Here is a 12,885-nt window from a genome sequence, read left to right as displayed (position 1 = left end):
GGGCCACTTTGCCACCATTTATCCGATTCTTCTTGTCCGATTCCTCGGCCGGTCCGTACGGCGCCGAGGTAGCGCCGTACGGATTCCACCGACGGGGCGCGAAGGTCTGGGCCCAGGGCCGGTCAGCCGGCGAACACGTCGCCGAGGCCCGCTTCCATGGGCTCGTCCGGCCCGACGGGTTCGTCCGGCTCGGCGGGGAAGACCTGGGTCGGCTCCGGCGCGACGTCCGGACCCCCCTCCTCCTCGTACTCCCACGGCCCCTCGGGCGGCGGGTCTCCGAAGTCGTCGGACGGCTCCGGGGGTCCGGGGTCCGTGGGCCCTTCCGGCTCGGCGGGGCCGGAAGGGGCCGGACCGGACGGGGTGGGGTCCGCGGGCGCGGATTCGGAGGGGCGGCCCGGCGACGGGAAGAGCAGGTCGGCGTCGGGCTCGAACGGCGGCGGGTCGTCCGGGGTGCGGTCGCGGCCGCCGCTGTCGCCCACGACCCGCTCGATCCAGGTGTTGTCGTCGGCGTTCACGATGATCAGACTGGTGGCCGCCTTGACACCGGGCTCGACGGCCACGATGCGCGCGGGGTCGTAGTCGGGCCAGCGCTCCCCCCGGTGCGCGACCTTCCCGTCCGCGACCACGGGCGGGCCCAACGGGTTGCCGCAGACGCAGCGGACACGGGGCATCCCCCGGCTGTCGACCAGGACGGCGGTGCCCGCCTGGAGCACGGCCTGGAAGGCGGTGGCCGAACCGGCGCTGTAGCCGTGATTGGTGACCTGGGCGTCGACACGCAGGACGACCGGGGTCAGGGACCTCAGGTAGCCCGGAATCTGCACGGCCTCGATACCGGACACGTCGGCGAAGGCGCGCGCCTTGTCCTCGTCGTCGGGCAGCAGGGCGGCCTGCCGTTCGACATCGCAGGCGGCGACCGACCGGGTGCCGCCGTAGAGCCCCGGCACGGCGCCGGAGACCGGATGGACCGTCCGGGTGGCGGAGGTCGGTTCGGCGTCCGGCGCGCCGGTGGCGGACGGGGAGGCCGTCTCCCGCGCCGTGGACTCGGTGAACGGACCGGGGCCGGGGGACGCGAGCGGCTGGAGGAGAACGTCCTTGGCCTCCGCGGTGCCCGTGGTGCCCTTCGCCGTCCGGTCACCGCCGTCGCCGCAGCCGGCGACGGCGAACAGCACTCCGGCGGACAGCGCGGCGAGCGCCGTACGCCGGATACGTCTGGGTGAGCGCACAGAGCTCTCCTGCCTGTCCCGGGGAACGGATGGGTGTCACCATCTGTGCCGCACCGGGCACGGTCCCGCAAGCGGGCAGTCGCCCACCACCCCCGTCTTGAACGTGTTCAATAAACCCTCTACTCTCACTCTCGGGACTTGAACACGTTCAAATCAGGGGGAGTCGTGACCGCACTGGTCAACGCCATCGTGATGCTGGGCATGCTCGTCGTCGTGCCGGCGGGGCTGCGGCTGACCGGGCTGCGGGAGCTGGACCGGATCCGGCTGCTCTGGCCGCTGTTCGCCGTGCCGGGCGCCGCCGCCCTGTGGCTGCCGCGCTCCACCGCGGCCACGGCGCTCGCCTGCTGTTATGCGCTGGGGACCATCCTGCTCGCCCTGCACGCCCCGCGCCGGGCGGTCCGCGGCCGGGGCCTCGGCCCGGCGGCGATCGCGCTGATCACCGCGCTGGTCACCCCGGCCGTCGCCGCGATCGCGCTGGTCGCCGAACGGTCGGGGCACGAACTGTTCGGATTCGGCCTCGACATCCTCGCGCTGACCGTGCCGCACTTCCACTTCGCCGGGTTCGCCGCCGCCCTGATCGCCGGGCTGGTCCTCGGGGTCTCCAACGGACCGGCGGGCCGCTTCGCCGCACTGAGCGTGCCGCTGGGCACCCTGCTCGTCCTCGTCGGGTACTTCCTCGACGACTGGGCCGAACTCGCCGGAGCCCTCGTTCTCACGGCCGGGATGTGGACGGTCGGCCTGCTGACCTGGCGCATGGGGCGCGCCGACGGCCGGGACGGGACGACGCGGTTCCTGCTGCTCGCCTCCGCGGGCGTCCTGGTGGCGACGATGCTGCTCGCGCTGAGCTGGGCGCTCGGCGAGGCGACCGGGCTGCCCCACCCCACCCTGACCTGGATGGCCGCCACCCATGGCCTGGGCAACGCGCTGGGCTTCGCGCTCTGCTCGCTGCTGGCCTGGCGGCGCATCCGCACCGAAGGACCCGACCGCACCGGAGGCAGCACCGCATGAGCACCCTCACCTACCCGGAGGTCGGCGCGACCCGCCTCGGCCCGCTCCCCCGGGGCTACCACCACCTCCACCACCGCACCCGGATCGGCCGCGGCGAGCCGGACTTCGCGGCCGCCGGAGCGGCGGTCACCGAGTGGCGGATGCACCGCGCCTCGGGCGCGCGGGTGGAGTCCCCGGGGCGCCGCGCGGAGCCTGGCTGCGGCGTCCGGGTCTCCCTGGGCCTCGGACCGCTGCGCTTCACGGCCCCCTGCGAGGTGATCTGGACGGCGTACGGGGAGGACGGCCGCACCGGTTTCGGCTACGGCACCCTCGCCGGACATCCGGAGCGTGGCGAGGAGTGCTTCGTGGTGGAGCTCGCGGACGACGGCACGGTGTGGTTCACGGTGCTGGCGTTCTCGCGCCCCGCCTCCTGGTACACCCGGCTCGCCGGACCTCTGGTGCCGCTTGCGCAGCGCTGGTACGCGCGCAGGCTCGGCCGCACGCTGCGCCGTATCGTCGCCGGGAGCTGACTCCTGGCCGATACTGGCAGGGATGGAATGGTTCACCGCGGACGGCTACTGGCTGAGCCGGCTGATCTTCCAGCGGGCTCTGGCCGTGGTCTATCTGGCCGCCTTCCTCACCGCCGCGCTCCAGTTCCGGGCGCTGATCGGCGAGCGCGGCATGCTGCCCGTCCCCGAGTTGCTGCGGCGCACCTCCTGGCGGGCCGCTCCGGGGCTCTTCCGGCTGCACTACTCGGACCGCTTCTTCGCCATCGTGGCCTGGAGCGGCTGCGCCGTGTCCGTGGCCCTGATCGCCGGTCTCGACGGGCTGCTGCCGCTGTGGGGCGGCATGCTGCTCTGGGCGCTGCCGTGGGTGCTGTATCTGTCGATCGTCCAGGTGGGGCAGGTCTGGTACGGCTTCGGCTGGGAGTCGCTGCTGCTGGAGACGGGGTTCCTGGCGGTCTTCCTCGGCACCGGGGACACGGCCGCGCCGGTGCTGGTGCTGTGGCTGCTGCGGTGGCTGCTGTTCCGGGTGGAGTTCGGCGCGGGGCTGATCAAGATGCGCGGGGACGCGTGCTGGCGGGAGCTGACGTGCCTGGACTTCCACCACGAGACCCAGCCGATGCCGGGGCCGCTGAGCTGGTTCTTCCACCATCTGCCCAGGCCCGTGCACCGGATCGAGGTCGCCGCCAACCATCTCACCCAGCTGCTGGTCCCCTTCCTGCTGTTCACCCCGCAGCCGGTGGCGAGTGCGGCGGCCGGTCTGATGGTCCTCACCCAGCTCTGGCTGGTCCTGTCGGGCAACTTCGCCTGGCTGAACTGGCTCACCATCACGCTGGCGCTCTCGGCGATCGACTGGACCCCCCTGGCCGGGCCGCCGCCGGAGCAGGCCGCCCCGCCCCTCTGGTACGAGGCGGTCGTCATCGCGGTCACCGCCCTGGTGCTGGTGCTCAGCTACCGCCCGGTGCGCAATCTGCTCTCGCGGCGACAGGCGATGAACCGGTCCTACGATCCGCTGCACCTGGTCAACACCTACGGGGCGTTCGGTTCCATCAGCCGGACGCGGCTGGAGGTCGTGGTGGAGGGCAGCGCCGATCCGGTGGGGCGTGCGGGGACCGAGTGGCGGGAGTACGGCTTCCGCGGCAAGCCCGGCGATCCGCGGCGGCTGCCGCGTCTGTACGCCCCGTACCATCTGCGGCTCGACTGGATGATGTGGTTCGCGGCGCTCTCCCCCGCGTACGCCCGTCCCTGGTTCGGACCCTTCGCCGAGCGGCTGCTCGACGGCGACCGGGACACGCTCCGGCTGCTCGGGCACAACCCGTTCCCCGACGGGCCGCCCCGGCAGGTGCGCGCCCGGGTGTTCCGCTACCGGTTCACCGGGCTCCGGGAACTGCGGGCCACCGGCTGCTGGTGGCACCGCACCTACGTCCGGGAATTCCTGCGGCCCGTCTCCCGGCCGCTGCCGCCGGAGCGGGAGAGCGGGGAGACGGGCCGCGGGACGCGCTGAGCGGTCAGCCGATGCCTCAGTCGATGCCGGGCAGGATGTGCGGCTCGGCGAGGTCGTCCTCGTATCCGGCGAGCCGGATCGGGGCCGATCTGGCCCAGACCTCGATGTTCCGCAGCTTCTCGGGGCGGCCGGGCCGCCCCGTCTTCCGTTCGGCAGGGCGCATTTCGCGCTCGGTCAGTTCCGGTGTCGTCACCGCGCACTCCTTCGTGTCGCGTCGCCCGGGGCCCGCCGTCGCTCCGGCGATGCCGGGGCGCGACCGCCCCGCGCGGGGCAGGGGGTTGGTAAACGTCGGTCGCGGTGGCGCCGGTGTGAGGCGGAACAGCGGCCGGGTTTCCGGCCATGTCCCAGGACGGTCGGGGAACCTTCGTGGGCTCCTCGATGGCGTCCGTTCGCCTCAGCGTAACCAAATGAGCGCCTCCGCGCTCGATAGAATGTGTGCGGTAGCTCACTTTCGGCCACCGGGTACAGCGAGAACCCGGCCCAGGGAACATCCTGGGCCGGGTTCTCGGCCGTCGCGCGGAGACCGCCGCGCCGGTTGAGCCGTTCGGGTCACCAATTGGCGGGAGCGTAGTCCTTGAGGAAGCAGCCGTAGAGGGCCTCGCCGGCCTCACCGCGCACGATCGGGTCGTAGACCCGGGCCGCGCCGTCGACCAGGTCGAGGGGTGCGTGGAAGCCCTCCTCGGCGAGGCGCATCTTGTCCGGGTGCGGGCGCTCGTCCGTGATCCAGCCGGTGTCCACGGCCGTCATCAGGATGCCGTCCTTCTCGAACATCTCCTGGGCGCTGGTGCGCGTCAGCATGTTCAGCGCGGCCTTGGCCATGTTGGTGTGCGGGTGACCGGCGCCCTTGTAGCCCCGGCTGAAGACGCCCTCCATCGCCGAGACGTTCACGACGTACGCGTGGGTCGCGGAGGTCGCGGCCATCGCCGGGCGCAGCCGGCTGATGAGGATGAACGGCGCGGTGGAGTTGCAGAGCTGGACCTCGAGGAGCTCGATCGGTTCGACCTCCTCCACCGTCTGGATCCAGCTGTTGCTGTCGTGCAGGTCCGGGACGAGGCCTCCCGCGTCGATCGCGGTGCCCGCCGCGATCCGGGCCGGCGAGGCGGAGCCGGTGACCAGGGCGAGGTCCGTGACGTCCTGGGCGCTCAGGCCCTCCTTGCGGGCGGTGGGCAGCGCGGCGACCCGGTCGACCGTGCCGCTGCCGAAGGTACCGATGACCTCGGCGACGGGCAGTTCGCCCGCGGGCAGCGGGGCCGACTCGGCGTTGACCAGCTCTCTGTAGGCCCCCGGGGAGCGGCGCACGGTCTGGGCCGCGTTGTTGATCAGGATGTCCAGCGGGCCCTCGGCAGCGACCGAGTCGGCCAGCGCGACGACCTGGGCCGGGTCGCGGAGGTCGATGCCGACGATCTTCAGCCGGTGGATCCACTCGTCGCTGTCCTCCATCGCCTTGAAGCGGCGGATCGCGTCGTTGGGGAAGCGCGTGGTGATGGTGGTGTGCGCGCCGTCGCGCAGCAGCCGCAGCGCGATGTACATGCCGATCTTCGCCCGGCCGCCGGTGAGCAGTGCCCGGCGTCCGGTCAGATCGGTGCGGGCGTCGCGGCGGGAGCGGTTCTCCTTGGCGCACGACCGGCAGAGCTGGTGGTAGAAGGCGTCGACCTCGACGTACCGCGTCTTGCAGATGTAGCAGGACCGGGGCCGCTGGAGGATGCCCGCGATCTCGGCCTGGGCGGAGGAGGAGGGCAGCACGCCCTGCGTCTCGTCGTCGATGCGCTCGGCCGAGCCGGTCGCCGTGGCCTCGGTGACGGCCCGGTCGTGGGCGGTCTTCGCCGCGCGGCGCTCCTGACGGCGGCGCTGCTTCACGGTGCGGTAGATCCCGGCGGTGGCCCGGCGGACGGCGATGGCGTCCGGGTGGTCCACCTCGATCCGGTCGAGCTCGTCGAGCACGCTCAGGCAGACGGCCAGCCGCTCCGGGTCGATACCGGGACCGAACTCCTCGATTCCGGGAGCGAGCTCCGGGCTGTCCTCTGTCACCGTCATTGCCGTTCCTCTGTCATCTTCTCACCGCGGGTCGTGGATCACCGCAGGCCGAAACACCCCGCCCAAGTTTGCCATGCGCGGGCCACTGCTCTGTTCGAGCGCCGTACGGGTGGCGTACGGGTGGGGAACGGCCTCGCCCACGAGCGGGCTCCGGCGGAGGAGGCCCGGGAGGCCCGGCAGACGCCCTCGGACCCGAGCCGTCGGAAAGGAAGCCGGAAAAGAAACGGAAGAAAGGACGCATGACTTCGCGAGGACCGGGCAAGCGACCGTCCGACACATCGGGCAGCAGGAGGGTGAGACCATGACGGCGATGTCAGTGCGAGCCGCCGGAACGACGCCGCTGAGCGGCGGTCGGACCAGTGCGCGGACAGCGGACGTCACCGGAGAGCTGCCCTGGGTCGAGGACGCCGGGAAGATCGCCCCGCAGGACGCACGGGCTCTGTCGAAGATCTTCTTCGACCGGCTCCAGCTCCTGGAGGAGGGCACCCACGAGCACCAGTACGCGCGTAACACCCTGATCGAGATGAACCTCTCCCTGGTGCGCTTCGCCGCCTCCCGGTTCCGCAACCGCGGCGGCGACGACACGGAGGACATCATCCAGGTCGGCACGATCGGCCTGATCAAGGCCATCGACCGGTTCGACCTGTCGCGCGAGGTCGAGTTCGCCACCTTCGCCGTGCCCTACATCGTCGGGGAGATCAAGCGCTTCTTCCGCGACACCACCTGGTCGGTACATGTGCCGCGGCGGCTCCAGGAGCTGCGGGTGGATCTCGCCAAGGCGAAGGAGCAGCTCTCCGCGGAGCTCGACCGCGACCCCACCGTCAAGGAACTGGCCGCCCACCTCGACCTCCCCGAGGAGGAGATCATCGAGGGGCTCGTGGCGGCCAACGGCTACTCGGCCGGCTCGCTCGACACCCCCTCCGCGGACAGCGACTCCGGCCAGGAGCAGCGGGCGTACGCCGATGTCCTCGGTGAGACGGATCCGGCCATGGAGACCGTCGAGAACCTGCACACCCTGGCCCCGCTGCTGGACCGGCTCGACGACCGGGAGCGCCGCATCGTGCAGATGCGGTTCGGTGCGGAGATGACGCAGTCGCAGATCGGCGCGGAGCTGGGTGTGTCCCAGATGCACGTGTCGCGGCTGCTCAGCAGGATCGTCCAGCAGCTGCGCAAGGGGATGAGCGTCGAGGCGTGAATCTGAGAGGCCCCTCGCTCGCATATGCTTCCTGACGATCAGGCCGTACGAACCGCGCCGTCGGACAAGGAGGTGGAGGGGGTTGACCGAGTCGCCCACCGGCACCGCACCGCTTCCTGTGGGCATCTCCGGAATTCCCTCCCAGCAGGTCGGGGCCTCGCACCACCCCGAGGGCCCGCTGTGGAGTGTGAACGCGTCGATCCTGCTCGTGGAGGACGACGCGGGGGATGCTCTGCTCGTCGAGGAGATGCTCACCGACAGCGAGCTGGACTCCGCCCTCACCTGGTGCAAGACCCTGGCCGAGGCGCGCGCCTTCCTGCGCGCGGCCACCGCCCCCGTGTGCGTGCTCCTGGACCTGCATCTCCCCGACGTCCACGGCCTGGACGCCGTGCGCCAGATACTGGAGTCCGACAGCGACGCCGCGATCGTCGTCCTCACCGGCCTGGAGGAGTCCGGCACCGGGCTCCGCGCGGTCGCGGGGGGCGCCCAGGACTACCTGGTCAAGGGCCGTCTGGACCCGGAGGTGCTCTCGCGCGCGGTCCGCTACGCCCTGCAGCGCAAGGAAGTGGAACGGGCCGCCGCCGCGCTGCGCGCCAACCGGCTGATCGCCCAGGAGAACGCCCGGCTGGAGCGCGGGCTGCTGCCCGTCCCCCTGCTGCGGGACGACCGCTTCCGGGCGCGCGCCCGTTACGAGCCGGGGCGGGTCCACGGGCTGCTGAGCGGTGACTTCTACGACGTGGTGCAGACCTCGGACGGCACGGTCCACGCGGTGATCGGCGATGTCTCCGGGCACGGCGCCGCGGAGGCCGCCCTCGGTGTGTGTCTGCGGGTGGCCTGGCGTACCGCCGTGCTGTGCGGTACGTCGCACCCGGAGCAGATAGCCCTGCTGGAGGAGATCCTGGTCGCCGAGCGCTCGGACTCGCACGTGTTCGCCACCGTCACCTCGCTGGCGTTCCCGCCCGGGCAAGGGCACGCGCAGGTCCTGCGCGCCGGTCATCCCGGCCTGCTGCTGCGTGAGGGCACGGACGTGACCTGGGTCGAGCCCGAGGGCGGCATGGCGCTCGGGCTGCTGCCCGGGGCCGGCCGGTGGCCGACGGTCGACATCCCGCTCGCACCCGGTGCGGGTCTCGTTCTCTTCACGGACGGGCTCTTCGAGGGGCGCAACGGGCCCGGCAGCCGCCTCGGTGAGGAAGGGCTGCTCGCGATGGCCCGGGCCAACGGGCATCTGCCGGCCCGCCCGTTCGTCGACTCCCTGGTCGCGGGGGCCTCGGAGGGGGCCGCTCCCTACGGCGGGCTCGCGGACGATGTGGCCGTTCTGCATCTGGGCTGGGGGTCGGAATCCGATGAGCGGTGACATGACGAAGGAACCGGCGCCGGGCGGTCTCGCCGCGCGGCTGTCCGTGCAGAACTGGGTCCATCTCATCCTCGGCGGATTCATCGTGGTGGTCTGCGCCTGTCTGGTGATCGGCGGGCTCGTGATGGCCCGGATCTCCGACCGCACGACCGACCTGGTGGACCGCATCCAGCCCGCCAGGTCCGCGTCCTTCCAGCTCCAGAACGCCCTCCTCGACCAGGAGACCGGGATCAGGGGATTCGCGCTGACCGGCGATGGCTCCTTCCTCGAACCGTACGAGGCGGGGAAGGCCGCCGAGCAGGAGCGCCTCGCACAGGTCCGGCACCTCGTGGGCCCCGGCAGCCGGTACGCCGATGACCTCGACGCCATCGCCTCCGCCGCCGAGAAGTGGCGGCGGAGCAAGGCCGAGCCGCTGGTGGCGACGGTCCGGGCGCAGGGGCCGAGCGAGGCCGCGACCTCCGCGCAGTTGCAGCGCAGCAAGGCGGACTTCGACCAGCTGCGGCGGGCGTACGGCGCCCAGCAGGGTCATCTCGCCGAGGCCCGCGACCAGGCGCGCGCCGATCTCGACTCGGCGCGCACCACCCGCGACCGGGTACTGATCGCGCTGGTCAGCGTCTTCGTACTGACCGTGGCGGCGCTGAGCCTGCTGCTCCACCGGGTGGTGGGCGTCCCGCTGAACCGGCTGCGCGACGCCTCCGACCGCGTCCGGTCGCAGGCCTTCGGAACGCGGATCGAGATCAAGGGGCCGTCCGACGTCCAGGCCGTGGCCTGGGCAGTGGAGGACATGCGGCGGCGGCTGGCCGACGAACTGGCCGAGGCGCAGAACCGTGAGTCCCTGCTCGCGGAGCAGACGGAGGAGCTGCGCCGTTCCAATTCGGAGCTGGAGCAGTTCGCGTACGTCGCCTCGCACGACCTCCAGGAGCCGCTGCGCAAGGTCGCGTCCTTCTGCCAGCTCCTGGAGAAGCGGTACGGCGAGGAACTCGACGAGCGGGGCAAGCAGTACATCGCCTTCGCGGTGGACGGCGCCAAGCGGATGCAGGTCCTCATCAACGACCTGCTGACGTTCTCGCGGGTGGGCCGGGTGCACGAGAGCTGGAAGCCGGTCGAGCTCGACCGGGCCCTGGACCGCGCCCTGGTTAATCTGACCCTCGCGGTGGAGGAGTCGGGGACGGTGATCGAGCGGCCGGAGTCCCTGCCCGAACTGCTCGGGGACCCGACCGCGCTCACGATGGTCTGGCAGAACCTCGTCGGCAACGCGGTGAAGTTCCGCCGGGCGGGCGTCCCGTGCCGGATCTCGATCACCTGCGTACGGGAGGACGAGGACTGGCACCTGACGGTGTCGGACAACGGAATCGGGATCGCGCCCGAGTTCGCGGACAAGGTGTTCGTCATCTTCCAGCGGTTGCACGCCCGTGACGAGTACGAGGGCACGGGCATCGGCCTCGCGCTCTGCCGGAAGATCATCGAGTTCCACGGTGGCCGGATCTGGCTGGAGCCCGAACCGGGCGAAGGCACGCGCGTCCACTTCACCCTGCCCGTGGCGCCCGAGGTGCCCACGCACACCACGGCGGAGCTGCTCGCTCCCGCCCTGCTCACCAGCCAGCCGGGAGATCCTTCGTGAACACCCCTGTCCAGCCCATCGAGGTCCTGCTCGTCGAGGACGACCCCGGCGACGAGCTGATGACCCGTGAGGCCTTCGAGGACAACAAGATCCGCAACACCCTGCACGTCGTGCGCGACGGGCAGGAGGCGCTGGACTTCCTCTACCGGCGCGGCGAGTACGCCGAGGCTCCCCGCCCGGACCTGGTGCTGCTGGACCTGAACCTGCCCAAGTACGACGGCCGGCAGGTGCTGGAACAGATCAAGGGCGACCCCGAACTCGCTCTCATCCCCGTGGTCGTGCTCACCACGTCCTCCGCCGAGGAGGACATCCTGCGCAGCTACAAGCTGCACGCCAACGCGTATGTGACGAAGCCGGTGGACCTCGATCAGTTCATCGCGGCGGTGCGCCAGATCGACGAGTTCTTCGTGACCGTGGTGCGGCTGCCCGGACGTGCGTAGGATCGTGCCGGATCTCCTGGAGTGGGATCGTTCGCCACGGGTAGACGCATGGCGGAAAAGGTTCCCGACCTCACTGCGGCGCCCTGGCTGGAGCACATGAACGAACAGGTCACCTCCCCACCGGAAGATCCGGGTCAGGGGCTGGCTCCCGCCGAGGTACTGCTCAGCGCCGAGGTCTTCGACGGCGAGCCGGGCTGCATCGCGCTGGCCCGTGCGCTCGCCGACCGCTTCCTGACGAGACTCGCGGTGGAATGCCTCGCCCCGATCGGCGATCACACGCGCAGCGACCTGATGCTGGCCGTGAGCGAGCTGGTCACCAACGCCGACCGCTACAGCCACGGCCCCTACCTGCTGGAGCTGGAGGGCAACGCGCGGCTCATCAGCGTCACGGTGTACGACAGCAGCACCGCGATGCCCGTGCTGTACGCCCCCGACCCCTCCCGCCTCGGCGGTCACGGCATGGAGATCGTGGTGGCCCTGTGCGACCGGCTCACGGCCGAGCGGGTGCCGGTGGGCAAACGGATCCGGGCGGAGTTCCAACTCAGCACCTGAGCCCGGCCGGCACCCCGCCCGCTGTCCGTCCGGGCCCCCGCCCGCGCGGCACGGCGGTCTCCCGTCACGTACACGCTCACCGGGCCGGGGCAGGGCCTGCGCCGGACGGTCCAGGCGATGTGCGACTGGGCCCATGAGCACATCGGCCACATCGAGGCCTCCCGCCGCGCCTTCGACGGCTGAGGGGCGCGGCGGGAGGCCCGTGGCTTCGGGGCCGGCTCAGCCCTCGTCGTCCGGTCGGCCGAACCAGTCCAGACACAGCACCAGCGCGTCGTCGAGCGTCTCGGTGCCCCGGTACTCCGCCAGTTCGCCGAGTATCGCTCGCGGGACGGTTGCGGCCGGAAGCAGCCGGGTCGACTGGATGGCACGGGCCAGCGCGCGTTCCCCGTACGCCTCTCCCAGCGGGGACACCGCCTCGTAGACGCCGTCGCTGAGCAGCAGCAGCCGGTCGCCGGGCTCCACCTGGAACTCCTGGGCCCTGTACTGCGACTCCTCGAACATGCCGAGCGGCAGCTGCGCTTCCAGCTCGATCCGACGGACCTCGCGGCCACGCTGCATCCACAGCTGGGGCGATCCCGCGTCGACGACGCCCACCCGGCCGGTCGCCAGCTCGAAGCGGAGCAGCAGGGTGGAGACGTGGGACGCGCCGCGGTGCTGGTCGTAGATCGCCTGATCGGCGAGGGCCGCCTGGTCCGCGATGCCGATGCCGGCCCGGCGGGCGTTGCGCAGGGCGTTGACGGCGAGATTGGTGAGGAGGGAGGCCTGTATGCCCTCGCCCATGCCGTTGGTCACCGCGAGGGTCAGTTCGTCGGCGTCGGCGGCCCAGTCGAAGTTGTCGCCGTGGATGGCGTACGCGGGCTCCAGCTGGGCCCCGATCGCGAACTCGGCGGCGGTGCACGCGCGGGCGGGCAGCAGCTGCCACTGCATCTCGGCGGCGAGGGTGAGGCGGGTGGTGCGCCGGGCGCGCTGGTACAGGTCGGTGTCCCGTTCGGCGACGAGGATCTCGTGGCCCAGCAGGTCGGCCATGTGGGTGAGCTCGCCGACCAGCTCCGGGGTGGACAGCGCCTGGGGCAGCCGGACGGTGAGGATGCCGAGCCGTTCGCCCCGTACGGTCACGGGCAGATGGTGGTCGACGGCGTCGTCGTGCCGGACCTGCTGTTCGCGGGGCTTCTGGCTGCCGAACGCCCGGCCCTCGGGGCTGTTGTGGAGGGACAGCGGCTCGTTCTCGTCGTCGGGACGGTCCAGGGACTTGAGGACCCGCAGACCGTAGTCGGCGAGGTGCAGCTCCACCGCGAGGGCCCCGTAGACGCTGCAGAGCTTGGTGCGCAGGGTGGCCAGCAGGGCGTGCGGCGCGGCGGCCCGTACCGCGGCCTCGATGTCCGTTCGTCTGTTCACGGTCTCTCGCGCAATCTTCGTCCCTTGACGTGGTAGGGGCCGGGACAGGGCTGACAAGCGGGCCCGACGGGTGACAC

The 12,885-nt window shown here is 71.7% G+C and carries 12 protein-coding genes and 1 pseudogene; 9 read left to right on the top strand and 4 right to left on the bottom strand.

What is annotated here, in order from left to right; all coding sequences use genetic code 11:
• Window positions 1–122 precede the first annotated feature (122 nt).
• Window positions 123–1,223, bottom strand: coding sequence for a DUF6777 domain-containing protein (locus tag PSQ21_RS33520; protein WP_274035130.1), 1,101 nt, complete (start codon window positions 1,221–1,223; stop codon window positions 123–125).
• Window positions 1,224–1,388: 165 nt separating this feature from the next.
• On the opposite strand from PSQ21_RS33520, the gene PSQ21_RS33515 reads away from it, so the two are divergent.
• Genes PSQ21_RS33515 through PSQ21_RS33505 form a run of 3 tightly spaced genes read left to right on the top strand, consistent with a single transcriptional unit; the run spans window position 1,389 to window position 4,217 of the window.
• A complete protein-coding gene (locus PSQ21_RS33515) occupies window positions 1,389–2,231 on the top strand; it encodes a YndJ family protein (protein ID WP_274035129.1) in 843 nt (280 codons plus the stop codon).
• Window positions 2,228–2,740: a DUF1990 family protein gene (locus PSQ21_RS33510; protein WP_274035127.1), complete on the top strand. Its 513-nt coding sequence runs from the start codon at window positions 2,228–2,230 to the stop codon at window positions 2,738–2,740. The genes PSQ21_RS33515 and PSQ21_RS33510 overlap by 4 nt, the downstream gene beginning before the upstream one ends.
• A 22-nt stretch (window positions 2,741–2,762) precedes the next feature.
• On the top strand, window positions 2,763–4,217 hold the full coding sequence (locus PSQ21_RS33505) for a lipase maturation factor family protein (RefSeq protein WP_274035126.1): 1,455 nt from the start codon (window positions 2,763–2,765) through the stop codon (window positions 4,215–4,217).
• A 16-nt stretch (window positions 4,218–4,233) separates the two neighbouring features.
• Here PSQ21_RS33505 and PSQ21_RS33500 read toward each other — a convergent pair whose 3' ends face one another.
• Together PSQ21_RS33500 and PSQ21_RS33495 are read right to left on the bottom strand one after the other, a co-directional pair.
• Window positions 4,234–4,410, bottom strand: coding sequence for a hypothetical protein (locus tag PSQ21_RS33500; protein ID WP_274035125.1), 177 nt, complete (start codon window positions 4,408–4,410; stop codon window positions 4,234–4,236).
• Window positions 4,411–4,766: 356 nt separating this feature from the next.
• Window positions 4,767–6,251, bottom strand: a complete 1,485-nt coding sequence (locus tag PSQ21_RS33495; RefSeq protein ID WP_274035124.1) for an SDR family NAD(P)-dependent oxidoreductase — start codon at window positions 6,249–6,251, stop codon at window positions 4,767–4,769.
• A gap of 301 nt (window positions 6,252–6,552) precedes the next feature.
• Between PSQ21_RS33495 and PSQ21_RS33490 the strand changes: the two genes are divergently transcribed.
• The 6 genes and pseudogenes from PSQ21_RS33490 to PSQ21_RS33465 all read left to right on the top strand — a co-directional run.
• Window positions 6,553–7,446, top strand: coding sequence for an RNA polymerase sigma factor SigF (locus PSQ21_RS33490; RefSeq protein ID WP_274035122.1), 894 nt, complete (start codon window positions 6,553–6,555; stop codon window positions 7,444–7,446).
• 118 nt (window positions 7,447–7,564) lie between these two features.
• Window positions 7,565–8,800 carry a PP2C family protein-serine/threonine phosphatase gene (locus PSQ21_RS33485; RefSeq protein WP_274036069.1) on the top strand — a complete coding sequence of 412 codons (1,236 nt, stop codon included), beginning with the start codon at window positions 7,565–7,567 and terminating at the stop codon, window positions 8,798–8,800.
• Window position 8,801: 1 nt separating this feature from the next.
• A complete protein-coding gene (locus PSQ21_RS33480) occupies window positions 8,802–10,421 on the top strand; it encodes a sensor histidine kinase (RefSeq protein ID WP_274035121.1) in 1,620 nt (539 codons plus the stop codon).
• Window positions 10,418–10,861, top strand: coding sequence for a response regulator (locus PSQ21_RS33475; RefSeq protein WP_010058886.1), 444 nt, complete (start codon window positions 10,418–10,420; stop codon window positions 10,859–10,861). Before PSQ21_RS33480 ends, PSQ21_RS33475 begins: the two co-directional genes overlap by 4 nt.
• Window positions 10,862–10,957: 96 nt before the next feature.
• Window positions 10,958–11,413, top strand: coding sequence for an ATP-binding protein (locus PSQ21_RS33470; protein ID WP_274036067.1), 456 nt, complete (start codon window positions 10,958–10,960; stop codon window positions 11,411–11,413).
• A gap of 63 nt (window positions 11,414–11,476) precedes the next feature.
• A pseudogene (locus PSQ21_RS33465) lies at window positions 11,477–11,596 on the top strand (winged helix-turn-helix transcriptional regulator); the annotation flags it as partial.
• Window positions 11,597–11,632: 36 nt separating this feature from the next.
• Here the strand turns inward: PSQ21_RS33465 and PSQ21_RS33460 are convergent.
• On the bottom strand, window positions 11,633–12,808 hold the full coding sequence (locus tag PSQ21_RS33460; RefSeq protein WP_274035119.1) for a PP2C family protein-serine/threonine phosphatase: 1,176 nt from the start codon (window positions 12,806–12,808) through the stop codon (window positions 11,633–11,635).
• Window positions 12,809–12,885: the final 77 nt, after the last annotated feature.

It is taken from the genome of Streptomyces sp. MMBL 11-1, from assembly GCF_028622875.1.
In the GTDB taxonomy this organism is placed as follows: Bacteria; Actinomycetota; Actinomycetes; order Streptomycetales; family Streptomycetaceae; genus Streptomyces.
Note: the sequence above shows the minus strand (reverse complement) of the source record. Positions and strands in the feature narration are given on the sequence as shown.